The sequence below is a fragment of the Paenibacillus sp. FSL R5-0378 genome (genome assembly GCF_038009285.1).
GTDB classification, from domain to species: domain Bacteria; phylum Bacillota; class Bacilli; order Paenibacillales; family Paenibacillaceae; genus Paenibacillus_AQ; species Paenibacillus_AQ favisporus.
In genome coordinates this window covers 2,244,845-2,261,221 of sequence record NZ_JBBPAY010000001.1, presented here as the reverse complement: position 1 = coordinate 2,261,221, position 16,377 = coordinate 2,244,845, and the positions used below count along the sequence as shown (strand labels likewise).

Sequence of the window (16,377 nt, the reverse complement as noted above, 5' to 3'; positions counted from 1 at the left end):
TCAGGTATACCCCGGAAGGCTATTTATGCTTCATCCAAGCGTATGGATTCGCCGAATAAAAATCAGGTCGCGGATACGCCGCCGTCGATGGCCAGCTCGGCTCCGGTAATAAAAGAGGATTCGTCGGATGCCAGGAACAGCACGCCGGCCGCAATGTTCTCCGGTTTGCCCAAGCGAGGCAGCGGCGTTTTGGAGCGGAACCAGCCCGTCATCTGGTCGTTGGCAAACAATCCTTCGGTCATCGGTGTTTCAATGTAACCCGGATGGATCGAATTACAGCGGATATTGTCCTTGCCGTAATCCACAGCCACCGCCTTCGTCAGCATCCGGACAGCGCCCTTGCTTGCGGTGTAAGGTCCTGCTCCGTTGCTTCCCGTGAGCCCGGCAATCGAAGAAATGTTGATGATGGAGCCTCCGCCCCCGCGCTGCATCACCGGTACCACGTATTTCAAACCGAGAAAGCTGCCTGTCAGGTTGATGGACATGACTTTGTCCCAATCCTGCATGGACGTGTCTACGAGCGATTTGGCCAGCGAGATGCCGGCATTATTGACGAGAACGTCGATCGTGCCGAACGCTTTGACCGTTTCGTCCACGATATGCTGCCACTCCTCCTCGGAGGTAACGTTATGACGGAAGCCAATAGCCTCTCCGCCCTGCTGTTTGATCTCATCCACAACAGCCTGGATTTTGTCCTCCTGAATGTCGGTGACGACCACCTTGGCGCCTTCCTGCGCCAACAGAACGGCGTCCGCCTTGCCCATGCCTCCGGCTGCGCCGGTGACGATCGCTACTTTCCCCTGTACTCTGCCCATATTGTTAAGACTCCCTTCCCCTATTTGCTCCAAGATGATTACGAACGAGGTAACATACAGCCCATATTGGGCGTGCATGACCTTGCAAAACCAGAGGTCGTGATAGCGTCACTATCATGACAAAACCAATTATATCATCGTTTGTTTTTCCCTTCAATCTTTCCAAAGGTCATCCCATGGATTCCCGGACCCTCCACCTGGACAGCGTTGACTTCTCCGGGTGGTTTTGATAGCATTTTTTACGATTTTATCTTTACATCCGGAAGGCGAGTTGACTCACAATTATGGATCCGAAGACTAGATGGGAACAGGAACGGTTGGAAGGTAAAAAAGCGCGCGAGAGCAGCATTATCGAGGCAGCGGAGCGGGTTTTTATCCGCAAAGGGATCGACAAGGCGACGATGCGGGATATCGCCGCGGAAGATAATGTGGGCATTGCTACGGTATTCCGGTATTTTCCCAAGAAAGACAAGCTGATCGTGGCGGTCGCCACGCATTTGATCAGCCTGGAGGAAGAGGCGTTCCGGGCAATTGCCGCCACACCGGTGACAGGCATCGAGAAGCTTGAAGCGCTGCTGGATCATTTCCTGAATCTCCAACTGCCGGAATTGAGCAGCAGGAGCCGGTACCTTGAGGCGTTTGAGAGCTATGCCGCCCAGCAGGCCGAGCCGCTGGAGGATATCCAGCAGTACAACGACGTCCACCGCAAGGTATCCGATGCGTTCGCCGAAATCATTGACAGCTGCACCCGGGACGGTTCAGTCCGCTCCGATCTCCCCATAGAGGAAACCCTGTCGACCGTGGTCAATGCATTCGGCATATTTTCGAAAAAGCTGTCACTGCAGCGCAGCATCGTCATGTTCGAGTCCATCGTCAGCGCGGACGTCCAGCTGGACCTGCTGAAACGGATGTTTCTCGACTATTTGCGGAACCCGGAATCCGCCGCTTCAGATTTATAACATCCCATGAATTTAAAAAGCCTGCTTTCCCGGCTCCCCGGGCCCTAAGCAGGCTTGTTTCATTTATTTTGTGAATGGCTTTGGCGTTTAAAAGTCCCCCGCCCGGCCGGCGCAGCCGCACAGCTGCATTTTCTCAATGACGGCTGCTTTCAGCGCCTTCTTGGCAGGAACCATGTATTTCCGCGGGTCGTTCTCATCCGGGTTCTCGGCAAAGACATGCTTGATGGCGTCGGAGAACAGGATGCGCAGTTCGGTAGCCACATTCATCTTGGCCATGCCGAGACTGACCGCCCGCTTCACCTGCTCCTCCGGAATGCCGGAGCCTCCATGCAGGACGAGCGGAACATCAACGGCTTCGGCGATGCGTCCGATCCGGTCGAAATCAATATTCGGCGTCCCTTTGTAGATGCCGTGGGCGGTGCCGATCGCAGGGGCAAGCGTATGCACGCCGGTGCGCTCCACGAATTCGGCGCATTCTTTCGGATCGGCGAGCAAGGCATCGCGTTCGTCGACGACGATGTCGTCCTCGACGCCGCCGACCTTGCCGAGCTCCGCCTCCACGTTGATGCCAACGGCGTTGGCGGCTTCGACTACCTTCTGGGTCATGGCCACATTTTCCTCAAATGGGGAATGAGACGCATCGATCATGACGGACGTATAACCCGCCCGGATACAGCTGATAATGACGGAAAATTCGTTGCAATGATCCAAATGAAGTGCGATGGGCACGCTGGCGCGGTCCGCAGCCACCCGGGCGGCAGCAGCGATATAATCGGCCCCCAGATGCTTGACGGTCCCCACCGTAGACTGGATAATGAGCGGCGACTGTGCTTCTTCGGCCGCCTCGACCACAGCCTGCAGCATTTCCAGTGTATGCACGTTAAAGGCCCCAATGGCGTAATGTTTGGCCCTTGCTTCTTGCAGTAAAGACGTAGACGAAACGAGTGACATGGTGTTTTCCCCTTCCCGTTTGTTATGCCTTGCTGTCCTGTATTGATCCGCTCAATGCGGTATATTTATGCTTTGCGTACATGGCGCTCCCGGTCACGCCCGCATCGTCGTTATGCATGGCGGGAACGATCTTGAGCCGATCACGGTAATCAGGCAGGATCCGGCTCATCAGCTCCTGCTCCAGCGGCTTCATAATACGGTTTCCCGCCAGCGCCCCGCCGCCACCGATAATGATCATCTCCGGGCTGTTCAGCGAAACGGCGTAGGACAGCGCCCGGCCGAGCAGCGAACCCGCCCGCTCCAGAATGGAAACGGCCAGCGCATCACCCTGATCGTACGCCCGCGACAAATCCGCCGCCGTCAGCTCCGCGAGGCGTTCGCCCGGAAACCAGCTGCGGAGCACCGTCGGCTCACCGGACTCTATCGCTTTCCGGGCCTGCCGCACCATACCGGAGGCGGAGGCGTAAGTCTCCAGGCAGCCCGTCAAGCCGCATGGACACGGATCGCTGAGCCCCTCCATGACGATATGCCCCAGCTCCCCGGACATATGGCGGAAGCCGTAGAACAGGCTCCCCTCATTCACCATGGCCGAGGCGATTCCTGTGCCGATCGTCACGCCGATGACGTGGCCGGTGCCTGCACCGGCTCCATACAGCGCTTCGCCAAACACATACGTTCTGACATCGTTATCGATAAATACCGGCAGCTGCAGCCTGGCCTTCAGACGGCTGGCGGCCGGAAGGTCACGCCAGCCGAGGTTGCCGGCAAACTTGGCGATGCCTTCCTCGGGATCGACCAGCCCCGGCAGTCCGATTCCCGCTGCCGCGAGCGTTACAGGCTGTCCGTCTTCCCCGCGGTACGAGGCGACCGCTTCCTCGATCATTGCGGCGATTCGCTCCAGTACCGCATCCGGACCGCGCCCGGCTTCCGTCGGCCGCTTCAGCTTATGAACCACTTGTCCGGCGGAAGATACCAGACCGCATACGATATTCGTTCCGCCGACATCGACTCCCGCAAACACTTCCATGCTGAGCACCTGCCCTTATTTCACAGAATGTTATTGCGCGACATGCACCTGCACCCCGGATTCTTTCAACCGGCTGCGGAGCTCCTCCCCGGGATCCGCATCCGTAATGATTCCGTGCAGGGCCGCCACGGGCGCCACCTGGAACAGGGAATTGCGGCCGTTCTTCGTATGGTCAAATACGGCGATGGTGCGGTTGGTGCGCTTCATCATGATCATCGCCGTATTCGCTTCAAGCTCGGAATAAGTGCTGGCCCCCTGTTCCGCCGAAAAACCGTCGATCCCCATAAACATCGTGTGAATGTTGATCGCCTCCAGCGTCCGCTCGGCAAGCGGTCCGCACAGCTCGAAGTTTTTGCTGCGCAGCATGCCGCCGGTCAGCACGACCTGAAGGTCTTCGTTCTCCGACAGCTCCATCGCAATATTGACGGCATTGGTCACCACCGTAATATTGCGGCGGTTCTTGAGTGCCCTCGCAATGAGATACGTCGTGGTCCCGCCCGTCAGGCCGACCACGTCCCCCTCTTGCACGAGGGAAGCCGCCATGGCGGCGATTTTTTCCTTTTCCTGGTACAGCTTGTTCTGCTTCTCGTGAAATGGAATTTCCCTTCCGGCGGTGATGCCCGCGGATTTGGCGCCTCCACCCATCGTGCGGATGACCCGTCCCGATTTCTCAAGCGCCTCCAGATCCCGGCGTGCCGTAGCCTCAGAGCATTTGAAGCGGGCCGTCACCTCCTGAAGGGAAATAGAGCCGTGCTGCAGGATGTAGTCCAATATCTGTTCCCGGCGTTCTTCTTTCGATCCATTTCGTTCACTCAAAGCGATTCTCTCCTTATGGTTTAAATTTTGACCACCTGGGTCAAATTCCGCGGGCTGTCCGGATTTCTCCCCTCCCGCAGTGCGGTGTAATACCCGATATATTGAACCAGCGGCATGTACAGCACCGCTCTCGCCTCATCGGACAGCGCCCGGCCTCCTGTCTCGAACACGAGATCGGCAAAGCCGGTGTCTCCGCCCTTGTCCGCGGTAATGATAACAACATGCGCGCCGTATTCTTTCATCTCCTGGGCTACCTTGATCTCATAGTCCCTTGCGGTTTCCGACAGCAGCAGGCAGACCATCGTTCCCGGCTCGACGACCGATTTCGGTCCGTGCCGGAATTCCATCGTGCCGAAGCTTTCCGTCCAGACGCAGGACATTTCCTTAATCTTCAGGCAGGCTTCCTGCGCCAGCCCGTAATAGGATCCCATGCCCAAATATATGAATTTGTTCAGCTCCGGATGGCCGGAAATCAGTTCTTTGGCGGCTTCGTCCGCCTTGGCTACCACACCTGCGCTGAGCTCCACGGCTTCCTGAAGCTCCTTCAGCTGCTCCGTCTTACCGGCAGCGCTAGCCATCGCCGCTTGGAGCATAAAAGTCATGCTGCTAAAAGACTTCGTCATGACGGTGCTTTTCTCCTTGCCGAGCGGTGACAGTAAGTATGGCGCGAGCTTCGCCATTGTGCTTTCCTCATCGCAGGTGATGCTGCAGATCGTCCAATCCGGCAAATCCTTCACCGATTCCAGTGCGAGAATAACCTCCGTCGATTCTCCCGAACGGGAAATCCCGACGAGCAGCACACGTTTTCCGGGCGGAACCGCCTGCTCCCGGAACAAAAAGATTTCGGATGACGGATAGGCCGCACCGCTGCGCCCCGTCCATTTGCGGAACGTGGATGCGGCGGTCTGCGCCAAATAATAGGAAGTCCCCGACCCGATAAAAATCACTTCATCAAACGAAGAATTGCCGATAAACTGGGAGATCCAATCCTGCTGCGCCTCTAGCTGCTTCCAGGCAGCCGCCAGCGCATCGGATTGTCCGCCGATCTCTGGATACGTCAGTACGCCTTGAGTCTGTGCCAATGAATATCCACCCCGATCTCATCATATTGGTAGTATTGCGGTTGTTTCTATTGGCATTATATTGCAATACATTGAAATATTCAATCATTAAATTGATATAAAATTGCAAAATAAGCTCCCGATTAGGATCGACGCACCCTCTTCAAAACTCAGCAGCTCCAACAAAAAAAGGGCAAATCCATAACATGTATGGATTTGCCCTTTCCTTTTAACTCATATCAATGCTGCCTCTTTAAAATGCACGCATAATGCATAAGATGGCGGCTAATTTTTCAGCCGTCTATTCCACAAACAGGGCTGCAGCCCCGATAATGCCCACATCGTCTTTGAGTTCAGCGGGTTTGATGGCGTAAGTGCCCCGATAAGGCTCCATGACCAGCTCCCCGGTCTTCCCGCGGAGCGGCTCGAAGAAGGCAGCCCCGGCGCGGCTGACGCCGCCGCCAATGACGATGCAATCTGGATTGAAGCTGTGAATGATGTTCATGAGTCCAAGGCCCGTGTAATGTATAACCTGCTCCAGCGTCTCTTGGGCCAGCTTGTCGTTCATCGCCGCGGCTTGAAACACATGCTTGGCGCTCAGCGGCACGCCTTCCGCTTCGGCCAGCACGGTCATCTGCGTCATGCCTTCCGCCGCCGCTGCAGCCGCCTCGGACGCCTGGCGGGCGATGGCCGTCCCCGAAGCGTAGGTCTCCCAGCAGCCCCGCTGGCCGCAGCCGCACAGCGCCCCGTTCGGGTCGACCACCGTATGGCCGAGCTCGCCCGCGAAGGAGCTTGTCCCCAGGTACAGCTTCCCGTCAAGAACCAGGCCCGAGCCGATACCGGTGCTCAGGGTGACGTAAACCATGCTCTGTGCCCCGCGTCCTGCACCGTACACGTATTCTCCCCATGCCGCCGCGTTCGCGTCATTGATCAGCTTGGCCGGCACCTGCAGCCGCTTCTCCAGCTCCCACTGCAGCGAAATGCCGTTCCATCCGGGCAGGTTCACCCCGTTGCGGATAATTCCCCGGCGGGTGTCGACCGCCCCCGGGGAAGCCAAGCCGACACCGGCGATTTCGTGTTCTCCACTCACTTCCGTTATCGTATCTACGATCGCCTGAATGACCTCTTCCGAGCTTTTCAGCCCTGCGGTCGCCTTCTGGCTCCGGGCCAGCATCCGTCCGCCGGCGTCCAAAAGCCCTGTTGCGATTTTCGTTCCGCCGAGATCAACCCCGACGATCATCTTAGGTTGTTTGTCCAATGATTTCACCACAGTAATCGATTATTTTGTTGTTACCCTGCTGACTTTGCAATGGATTTCACCGTCTGCGCCGCCGCCTTCACCCGCTCGGAATCGAGCGGCAGCAGGTAATTCCCTTCCGCTCTCAGCGCCGAGCCGAAATGGACCTCAGGCACGCCCGTCTTCTGGACGAACCCCGATAGCCCAGGTACGGTCAAACCGTATCCAGCCAAGATACGGATGCCGGTTCCGGCTGATGCCTCGACCAGTGCTTGGATGCGGTCCGTCGACTCCGGCGCGGGCCGCGGCCCTCCGGAAGTCAGAATCCGGTTAATCTGCGGATATGCCGATAACGTCCGGAGCGCGCCGAGCTGATCGTCGATTTCGTCGAAGGCCCGGTGGAACGTCACGTTCAGACCGTCGGCCTCCTTCAGCAGCATTTCCAGCGCTTCGGTATCCACCGTGCGGTCCGGTGTTAGCGTTCCAAGCACGATCCCCGCAGCTCCGCACTCTTTGATAAAAGCGATATCCTCACGCATCGTCAGCAAGTCGTATTGGTCGTAGACGAACGACTGGCTGTGCGGCCGGACCATGACATGGACCGGAATGCTCATCAAGCCGACAACCTTGCGGATCATGCCCGGACCCGGCGTCAATCCGCCTTCCATAATGCCCGTCACCAGCTCCAGGCGGTCCGCTCCCGCGTTCTCGGCGACGAGCGCGTCGTACAAATTGGTTGCGATCACTTCCAGCTTCACTCCGCAGTGCCTCCATTTCCAGAATTGGCCTGTTCCGTCACAAAATCGGCCAGCAGCCGGACTCCGTAACCGGTAGCCCCGGCAGCTTTATACCCCCGGTCCGCCGGGACCTGGGACGTATTGGCCATGTCGATATGGCACCACCGAGCCTTAGAGGGCACAAACCGCCGCAGGAACAAGGCCGCCATATTGGCTCCCCCATAAGGGCTGGAGGCCAGGTTGGCTAGGTCGGCGTACGGGCTGCCCAGGAGCTCCTCGTCCTCATCGACGAGCGGCAGGCGCCAGATCGGGTCGCCGTTCTTGCTGCCGATCCGCATCAGCTGCTCGGCGAACCCGGCGTCGCCCCAGATGCCGGCCACCCGCAGCCCCAGTGCGTGTCCCACCGCACCGGTCAATGTCGCAATGTCGATGATCCGCTCGGCCCCGTTCCGGGCGGCGTGCAGGATGGCATCAGCCAGGATCAGCCGTCCTTCGGCATCCGTGTTGACCACCTGCACGGACAATCCGTTCGGATAGCGGATCACATGCGACGGCAGGATGGCGTCCCCATCCGGCACATTTTCCGCGATCGGAATGAGCGCCGTGATTCTCGCCTTCATTTCCAGCCGGGTGAGCAGGTCCATCGCCCCGATGACAGCCGCGGCCCCACCCATGTCGAAGCGGGCGTCGCTCAGATCCCGGGCGACCTTCAGGTTCATGCCGCCCATGTCAAACGTGATCCCCTTGCCGATCAGCGCCAGATGCGGGGCGTTAGAATCGCTGAAATATTCGATCTCCACCATGGCCGGCGGATGCTTGCTTCCGCTGCCGACAGCCAGCAGGCCGTTCATCTGCCGCTGCTTCAGCTCCTCGCCCTGGTACACGTGAAGCTTCACGTTCCGGCCGGCAAAGACTGTCTTGATCCGCTGCACGAAGCTGGCCGGATGAAGATCATTCGGGGCCTCGTTGCACAAGTCCCGGGCCAAGGCGACCGCTTCGGCCCGCGCACGTCCGAGCCAGGCCGCCTCCGCATAGCTGCGCTCGGCATCGGACTCGATCCGAATCCAATCCACCTGCCCCTTCTTGTGGCGCGATGTATATTTATCGAACACATATGTGCCCAGAAGCCATCCTTCGACCCAGGCGACGGCCGCCTGCTCGGGCCATTCGCCTTCCCCGAAAATGTCACGGAGGGCCGTACCGTCGATCGACGCGGTTCTCAAGGACGCCTTGCGGATTTCGCGGCCCGCCCCGCCGGCGGCTTCCCGCAGCGCCTCCATGCCGAATTTGTCCCGGCTGCCCAGACCGACGACGAGAATATCCTGCTCCCCGTGCCGTCCGTAAAACCAATGGACGGCGCCGCGGCCGCCCATCCCTTCGCGAAGGGTGAGCCCGGCGGGTTCGCCTTCGCTGTCCTCAAACACCGGATAGATCGTTACATCCGCCGGTTGCCCTGTTCCTGATATCAATTCCATCAGCTGTACATTCCTTTACAAGAATTTTGGTTAAGCCGCAGATTATAGGTTCAGATTGGCCAGCTCATGCATCGCCCGGGCATAGATTGCCGTCGAGCGAATCAGTGCGTCGATGTCGATATGTTCATTCCTTTGATGTGCCGAATTGGCCATGCCCGGAAATACCGGGCCGAAAGCGACGCCGTTAGCGATATACGCCGCATAAGTTCCGCCGCCGGTGGACAGCAGCTCGGCCGGCTGCCCCGTCTCCGCCTCGTAGACCCGCTGCAGCGCTTCGATCATCGGATGATCGTCCGGCACACAGTGCGGATGTTTCAAGCTCGGCGGTTCGATCTCAAGGCCGCAGGCCGAGGCCCGGACCCCGATGTTCTCCAGAATATCCGTTTGATTGCCGCAAACCGGATATCTCAGGTTGATGTGAAAATACGATTCCCCTTTCGGATCATACTGCAGCAGTCCTGTGTTGACCGTCAGCGGTCCGGTGATCTGGTCTTCCATTGCAATACCGAAGGCACGCCCATGAATATCACCGTACATCAGCGCATCGACCGTATGGAGATAATGCTCCGCACCCGAAGGGAACGAGAACTCCTTCAGAAAATGGATCAGCTTGAGGCCCGCATTAATGCCGAGCTGCGGCTCCATGCCATGGGCCGTCTTACCAGTTAGCGACAGGCTCGCCGTCTGCCCGTCCGCATCGATCTCAAAGCTTCCCTTCAGCCCTTCCGACGCGCAGTAGTCCTCATAAGCCTTCTGCATCGCACCCAGGCTGCCTGCATCTCCCGCTACCTCGGCGCGCGCCCCTTCAGGCACGCTGTTGGCCACCTCGCCGGCCGTGAACAACTGCAGCCGGTACTCGGAGCCGGACGAATCGCTCTCCTCGATCGGCTTAAAGAGCAGCCGGGTATTGATCTGCCCCTTCTCGGCCCGAACGATCGGAAAATCGGCATCCGGCGTAAATCCGCAAACCGGTGCCGGCTCCAGCTCGTTATATTTCTGCATGCACTTCCCTGTCCGCTCCTCGTCCGTTCCAAAAATAAGGCGGATCCGGTGCTTCAGCGGAAGCCCCATGTCTTTGACAATTTTGAGTCCGTAAAACGCAGCCATTGCCGGGCCTTTATCGTCCTCAGCGCCGCGCGCAAAAATTTTGCCGCCCCGGACGGACGACTCGAACGGAGGGGTCGTCCACTTCCCGGATGCCGGAACGACGTCCAGATGGCTCAGAACGGCCACATAGTTCTCGGCCGATTCCGGGCCGAATTCGGCGTATCCAACATATCCGTCCAGGTTCCGGACCCGGAAGCCTTCGGCGGCACACAGGTCCAGCATATATTGCAGCGCCTCCGCAACACCTTGGCCCATCGGCTGCCCGGGGCCGCTGGTGTCCGGATCATAGACACTGTCAATTCTCAGAAGTCCGGACAGATCTTCAATCAAGGCCTCTTCCCGCTCTTCGGCCATTTCGTACCAGCTCATGCGCGGGCTCCCTCCTTATTTACAGTCATATTTTTACTTGGATCATACAGATGGCAGGCTACCCAGTGCCCTTTTTCCGCTTCCTGCCATACCGGCGTTTCCGCAGCGCACAGCTCCGTGGCAAACGGGCAGCGCGTCCGGAATCGGCATCCGCTCGGCGGGTTGATCGGGCTTGGCAGGTCTCCCTGCAGCACCATTCGTTCCCGGCCGCGCTCCAGCTTCGGATCGGGAATCGGAATCGCCGAAAGCAGCGTTTTCGTGTATGGATGCAGCGGATTCTCAAACAGCTCGTCGCTGCTCGTAAGCTCCACCATGCCCCCGAGGTACATCACCCCGATGCGGTCGCTGATATGCTTCACCATCGACAGGTCATGGGCGATGAACAAATACGTTAATCCCAGCTCCTGCTGCAGCTTCTTCATCAGGTTCACGACCTGTGCCTGGATCGATACGTCCAGCGCCGAAATCGGCTCATCGGCGATCACGAACCGCGGATGAACCGCAAGCGCCCGGGCGATGCCGATCCGCTGGCGCTGGCCGCCGGAGAATTCGTGCGGGAACCGCTCAGCGTGGCTGCGGTTAAGTCCGACCGTCTCCAGCAGGTCGTAGACCATCTGCTGGCGCTCCTTGCGGTTCTTGGCGATGCCGTGGGCGTCAATGCCTTCGGCGATGATGTCGGTCACCGTCATCCGCTGGTTCAGCGACGCATACGGATCCTGGAAGATCATCTGGATGCTCCGGCTCAGCTTCTTCCGCTCGGCATTCGATTTACGGCCGTGCACCGCCTCGCCGTCAAAGCTGACCGTCCCCTCCGTCGCTTCATAGAGACGGATCAGCGTGCGGCCCAGGGTTGATTTGCCGCAGCCCGACTCGCCGACAAGACCGAAAGTCTCCCCCGGATAAATGTCGAACGATACGTCGTCCACCGCTTTCAGAATCTGTCCGCGGCCCACGTCAAAATGCTTCTTCAAATGCTTGACCTCGACCAGCGGTTTTGTCCCCTTCTCATGCTTCATGGCCGATCACCTCCCGCAAGCGGACTCTGCACTTTCGGCGCCCGGCTGTCCTGCAGCCAGCAGGCCGCGCGGTGCGTCTCCGAGTGTTCTGTATATTCTGGCATATATTCGTGGCAAATTTCCATGGCGTACGGACAGCGTGCCGCAAACGGGCATCCCTTGGGCGGGTCGCTGAGGTCCGGCGGCGTGCCGGGAATGGCGGTCAGCTCCTCCGATTTCTCATGCAGCTTCGGCATGGAAGCGAGCAGCCCCCAAGTATACGGATGCTTGCCTTCGTAAAAGATCTCGTCTACCGTACCGGTTTCCACGATTTTACCGGCATACATGACCGCTACGCGCGACGCCATATTCGCGACTACGCCCAGATCGTGCGTGATCAGCACGATGGACGTGTCCAGCTCCTCCTGCAGCTTCTTCATCAGCTCCAAAATTTGCGCCTGGATCGTCACGTCGAGCGCGGTCGTCGGCTCGTCGGCGATCAGCACCTTCGGGTTGCACGCCAGTGCAATCGCAATGACCACGCGCTGGCGCATGCCCCCGGACAGCTGGTGCGGGTACTGCTTCAGCCGCTTGTCCGGATTCGGGATGCCGACCTGGTCAAGAAGCTCCACCGCCCGCCGATTGGCTTCCGCGCCGCCGAGCTTGCGGTGCTTCTTCAGCACCTCGGTGATCTGCTTGCCGATCGTCATCGTCGGGTTCAATGACGTCATCGGGTCCTGAAATATCATCGAGATGTCCCGGCCCCGAATATCCTGCATCTGCTTTTCCGGCAGCGACGCAATGTCCTTGCCTTCAAAACGGATCGAGCCGTGTTTAATTTTTGCGGACTTCGCCAGCAGCCTCATGATGCTTTTGGAAGTCACCGATTTGCCGGAGCCGGATTCTCCCACGATCGCCAGCGTCTCGCCCCGGCCCAGGGAAAAGCCAACGCCGCGCACGGCCTGCACTTCGCCCGCATATGTGAAAAAGCTGACCTGCAAATCCTGCACTTCGAGCAAGTTGTCCATTCTCTCTTCCCCCTATTTCCGCATTCTCGGATCCAGCGCATCCCGCAGCCCGTCACCCAGAATATTGAACGTTACCATAATGAGGACGATGACAATCGAAGGGTACAGCAGCAGGTATGCCTGCGTATTCAAGGATGCGAAGCCGTCGTTGATCAGCACTCCGAGCGAAGACATCGGTGATTGAAGTCCAAGGCCGATAAAGCTCAGGAACGCTTCGGTAAAGATTGCCGACGGAATCGTGAACATCGTGTTGATGACGATGATGCCGATCGTATTCGGAATCAAATGCTTTGTAATGATGCGCCCGGTGGACGTGCCCAGCGTACGGGCCGCCAGGACGAATTCCTGCGACTTCAGCTTCATAATGTGTGCCCGGACCAGCCGGGCCATGTTGACCCAGCCCGTAATGGACATCGCGACCATGATGGTCACAATCCCCGGCTTCATTACCATCATCAACAGGATGATAATGATCAGGCTCGGAATCCCGGTCAAAATTTCGACGATCCGCTGCATCACGTTATCGACTCTTCCGCCGAACAGGGCGGAAATGGCGCCGTAGGCAACCCCGATGACGAGGTCGAGCGCGGCGGCGAGCACGGCGATCAGGAGCGATACGCGCGTTCCCTGCCATACGCGGGCCCATTGGTCCCGGCCGAATTTATCGGTGCCGAACCAATGATCGGCGTTCGGTTTTTGATAGACGGCATTATAATCGGTAGAGTAATAGTCGTGATGTCCGATCCACGGACCAACGATCGCCAGCAGCAGCATGATGACCAGGATGACCAAGCTGACGATCGCCGCTTTGTTTTGTCTCAGCCGTCTCCAGCTGTCCTGGAAGGCCGTCAAAGATTTGCCCGCGATCTTCTCCCGTTCGTCCGGCTTTGCGGCGGCCGGCTTAAACAGCGCATCAACATTATCCATTTGCGTCATGTCCTCACTCCTTTCCCGATGCCAGACGGATCCGCGGATCCACCAGGCCGTACAGCAGATCCACGATCAGCATGACGAATACATAGAAGGCGCTGTAAAAAATCGTGATCCCCATAATCGTGGAATAATCGTTCATTTTGATCGAGTCGACGAACAGGCTCCCGATCCCCGGAATCCCAAAAATATTCTCAATGACGAGCGAACCTGTCAGCAAATTGACTACGATCGGACCAAGAATCGTAATGACCGAAATGAGCGAGTTGCGGATCACATGCTGGAACATGATGCGCGCGAACCCGAGCCCTTTTGCCTTAGCCGTCGTGACATAATCCTGCTCAAGCACCTCCAGCATCTCTGTCCGTACAAACCGGGCGATCAAGGCGATGACGCCGACGCAGAGCGCAATGGACGGCAGGATGGAGCTGGGATAGCTCTCCCAGAATGCGACCGGCAGAAGCCCCCATTTGAGCCCGACAAAATACTGCAGCAGCGCCGCAAGCACGAAATTCGGCACCGACACGCCGAGAACGGCGATAATCATGGTGGCGTAGTCCCATCCGGAATTATGGCGGTACGCGGCGATGATCCCGAGGATCATGCCGATGGCCAGTCCCAGCAGAACCGCTTGCAGACCGATCAAGGCCGAAGGTCCGATCCGGCTCATGATGATGTCCTTTACAGGTTGACCGGTGTAGAAAAACGACGTTCCCAAATCGCCTTTGACAATATTTTTTAAATAGTTCACGTACTGCACGCCAACGGGCTTGTCCAAGCCATAGCTGGCATAAATCATCTGTCTTTGTTCCTGCGGCAGCTGCTGAAGCTTCTCTTCATCGAACGGAGTGCCAGGCAGTGCTTTCATCAGGAAAAAGGTGGCGGTCGTAATAATAAACAACGTCAGCAGTAAGTATACGATCCGGATGCCGATATACCGTTTCAATGTTGCACCTCCCAATACGCGGGGCCTTCAAAATTTTCATTACATCCCGGAGCTTGATCCAGGAAAGGGAAAGAGAGAAGCCGCGCTTCTCTCCTCTCCCGATACATGCCCATGTGAAGCGGCATTACTTGATGCTTGCATATTTAAAGTCAACCGGGTTGCCGTATGGATGGTAGTCCAGTCCTTCGACTTTATCGCTCAGCAGGTAGGAGTATCCGCCGAAGTAGATCGGAACGACCACGACGTCTTCTGCCGTCAGAATTTTTTCGGCAGCCAGCAGCATGTCGATCCGTCTTGCTTCGTCCGTTTCTTTCTTGGCGTCAGTGATCAGCTTGTCGTACTTCGGATTTTCATAGTTACCGCGGTACGGCGTGTGGTTTGCCCACAGATCCAGATACGTCATGGCATCATCATAATCGGCGCCCCATGCGGTAATCGCCATTTGATACTGGCTGTTGTCCATCAGCTGTCCGCGGGCTTTCGCCGTTTTGGTGTCGATGGCCACGTCAATGCCGAGGTTTTTCTTGAACTCGCTCTGCATAAAGGTAGCGACGTCCTTCGTTTCGGAGGTGTCCGCTACGAGCATCGTAATTTTAGGCGCTTTACCCAGCTCTTTAACCCCTTGCTCCCAATAGGATTTGGCTTTGGCCGCATCCGGCGTGATCAGGTCGCCCTGCATTTCGCGGAAGCTTTTGCCTCCCGTTGCGCTCATTTGGTCCGGAATCAGTCCTGTAGCGGCCTTGGAACCGTTGTTCAGCACCTGGTCTGCCAGCAGCTTGGAGTCGAAGCCGTATTCCAGCGCTTTGCGGATGTTGATGTTGCTCACGCCGTCCGCCTTCAGGTTGAACTGCAGGTACGTCGTTCTGAAGTTGATGCCTGTTCCGAATCCAGGGTCGGACTTGGATGCATTGACATCGGAAGACTGCAGCAGCACGCGGTCAAGCTGTCCGGCTTTGTAAGCGTTCAGCGCCGTGCTCTTTTCCTTGATGACTTTCACGTCCACTTTGTCCACCTTGACGTTCGCAGCGTCCCAGTAGCCGGCATTCTTCTCGAGCACCGCACCGCTGGCGGCATCGACCGAAGTCAGCGTGTAAGGACCGTTGAACAGCATGTTTTGCGGGCTCAGCGCATAGCTTTCGCCCTGGGACTTCACGAATTCCTCTTTCATCGGGAAGTACGGAGCCAGCGAAGTCAGTCTCAGGAAGTAAGGCGTCGGCTGCTTCAAATGAACGACCAGCGTCTTGTCATCCTTGGCTTCGATGCCGACTTTGTCGGCTGAACCGCCTTCTGCGTACTCGGCTGCACCCACGATGTAGTCCGTCATAATAAAGGAATAGCCGTTGGTTCCGGTTTTCGGATCCATTTCACGCAGCCAGGCAAACTTGAAATCGGCTGCCGTTACCGGCGATCCGTCGCTCCATTTGGCGTCAGCGCGCAGCTTGAACGTATACGTCAGCTTGTCTTCGGACAGCTCCGAGCTCTCTGCCATGGCTGGCTGGGGCTCGTTCTTCGGATCGAGGCGGTACAGCCCTTCTCCGATATTGTTCAGCACCGTAAACGATACGTCGTCGGATGCCGCCCATTGATTCAGGTCTTTAATTTCGCTTTCTACGGACAGTCTCAGCTCTTTGGACGCCGTCTGTGCGGCATTGCCCGTGTCCCCCGTCGTGCCCGAGCTCGCGCCTTTACTGTCGCCGCCGGTGAACGAGCATCCTGTGAAAATGGCCGATACGACAAGCAGCGTCGCCAGCAAGCTTACCTTTTTCCTTTTCATTGCATGTCCCACTCCTTTATGTCCCCTTTGTGAATGTATGATTGCACCGCCGTTTCCGAAGGAAGCCGCGGGTGAATCCGAATCTCTTGTGCTCATTCATGCTGAAGAACTTCCGGTACTGCGTGTCAATGGCAATCAGGTGCTTGGTCT

General features: G+C 57.6%; 15 protein-coding genes. 1 reads left to right on the top strand and 14 read right to left on the bottom strand.

What is annotated here, in order from left to right; genetic code table 11:
- Nucleotides 1-62: 62 nt before the first annotated feature.
- Nucleotides 63-815: an SDR family NAD(P)-dependent oxidoreductase gene (locus MKY74_RS10615; RefSeq protein WP_076170512.1), complete on the bottom strand. Its 753-nt coding sequence runs from the start codon at nucleotides 813-815 to the stop codon at nucleotides 63-65.
- Between the two features lie 284 nt (nucleotides 816-1,099).
- Here MKY74_RS10615 and MKY74_RS10610 point away from each other — a divergent pair, with 284 nt between their 5' ends.
- Nucleotides 1,100-1,774, top strand: coding sequence for a TetR/AcrR family transcriptional regulator (locus MKY74_RS10610; RefSeq protein ID WP_076170513.1), 675 nt, complete (start codon nucleotides 1,100-1,102; stop codon nucleotides 1,772-1,774).
- 87 nt (nucleotides 1,775-1,861) lie between these two features.
- On the opposite strand, the gene fba is transcribed toward MKY74_RS10610, so the two are convergent.
- From fba to MKY74_RS10545, 13 genes are all read right to left on the bottom strand, one after another.
- Nucleotides 1,862-2,725: a class II fructose-1,6-bisphosphate aldolase gene (gene fba, locus MKY74_RS10605; RefSeq protein ID WP_076170514.1), complete on the bottom strand. Its 864-nt coding sequence runs from the start codon at nucleotides 2,723-2,725 to the stop codon at nucleotides 1,862-1,864.
- Nucleotides 2,726-2,747: 22 nt separating this feature from the next.
- The gene (locus MKY74_RS10600; RefSeq protein WP_076170515.1) at nucleotides 2,748-3,752 is read right to left on the bottom strand and encodes an ROK family protein; all 1,005 of its coding nucleotides are present in this window, start codon (nucleotides 3,750-3,752) and stop codon (nucleotides 2,748-2,750) included.
- 30 nt (nucleotides 3,753-3,782) lie between these two features.
- Entirely contained in the window at nucleotides 3,783-4,568 is a 786-nt protein-coding gene (locus tag MKY74_RS10595; protein ID WP_076170516.1) for a DeoR/GlpR family DNA-binding transcription regulator, read from the bottom strand.
- 20 nt (nucleotides 4,569-4,588) lie between these two features.
- Nucleotides 4,589-5,650 carry an SIS domain-containing protein gene (locus MKY74_RS10590; protein ID WP_076170517.1) on the bottom strand — a complete coding sequence of 354 codons (1,062 nt, stop codon included), beginning with the start codon at nucleotides 5,648-5,650 and terminating at the stop codon, nucleotides 4,589-4,591.
- Nucleotides 5,651-5,930: 280 nt separating this feature from the next.
- Complete coding sequence (locus MKY74_RS10585; RefSeq protein ID WP_432206606.1) at nucleotides 5,931-6,887, bottom strand: ROK family protein; 957 nt, start codon at nucleotides 6,885-6,887, stop codon at nucleotides 5,931-5,933.
- 32 nt (nucleotides 6,888-6,919) lie between these two features.
- Nucleotides 6,920-7,624 carry a copper homeostasis protein CutC gene (locus MKY74_RS10580; RefSeq protein WP_076170519.1) on the bottom strand — a complete coding sequence of 235 codons (705 nt, stop codon included), beginning with the start codon at nucleotides 7,622-7,624 and terminating at the stop codon, nucleotides 6,920-6,922.
- On the bottom strand, nucleotides 7,621-9,078 hold the full coding sequence (locus MKY74_RS10575) for a leucyl aminopeptidase family protein (protein WP_076170520.1): 1,458 nt from the start codon (nucleotides 9,076-9,078) through the stop codon (nucleotides 7,621-7,623). The genes MKY74_RS10580 and MKY74_RS10575 overlap by 4 nt, the downstream gene beginning before the upstream one ends.
- 42 nt (nucleotides 9,079-9,120) lie before the next feature.
- The gene (pepV, locus tag MKY74_RS10570; RefSeq protein ID WP_076170521.1) at nucleotides 9,121-10,554 is read right to left on the bottom strand and encodes a dipeptidase PepV; all 1,434 of its coding nucleotides are present in this window, start codon (nucleotides 10,552-10,554) and stop codon (nucleotides 9,121-9,123) included.
- Complete coding sequence (locus tag MKY74_RS10565) at nucleotides 10,551-11,570, bottom strand: ABC transporter ATP-binding protein (RefSeq protein ID WP_076170522.1); 1,020 nt, start codon at nucleotides 11,568-11,570, stop codon at nucleotides 10,551-10,553. Before MKY74_RS10565 ends, pepV begins: the two co-directional genes overlap by 4 nt.
- Complete coding sequence (locus MKY74_RS10560) at nucleotides 11,567-12,577, bottom strand: ABC transporter ATP-binding protein (protein ID WP_076170523.1); 1,011 nt, start codon at nucleotides 12,575-12,577, stop codon at nucleotides 11,567-11,569. Before MKY74_RS10560 ends, MKY74_RS10565 begins: the two co-directional genes overlap by 4 nt.
- A gap of 12 nt (nucleotides 12,578-12,589) precedes the next feature.
- A complete protein-coding gene (locus MKY74_RS10555; RefSeq protein ID WP_234489443.1) occupies nucleotides 12,590-13,504 on the bottom strand; it encodes an ABC transporter permease in 915 nt (304 codons plus the stop codon).
- A gap of 13 nt (nucleotides 13,505-13,517) precedes the next feature.
- Nucleotides 13,518-14,453, bottom strand: coding sequence for an ABC transporter permease (locus MKY74_RS10550; protein WP_076170525.1), 936 nt, complete (start codon nucleotides 14,451-14,453; stop codon nucleotides 13,518-13,520).
- A gap of 124 nt (nucleotides 14,454-14,577) precedes the next feature.
- Nucleotides 14,578-16,227 (bottom strand): peptide ABC transporter substrate-binding protein, encoded by a 1,650-nt coding sequence (locus tag MKY74_RS10545; RefSeq protein ID WP_076170526.1) that lies wholly within the window; start codon nucleotides 16,225-16,227, stop codon nucleotides 14,578-14,580.
- Nucleotides 16,228-16,377: the final 150 nt, after the last annotated feature.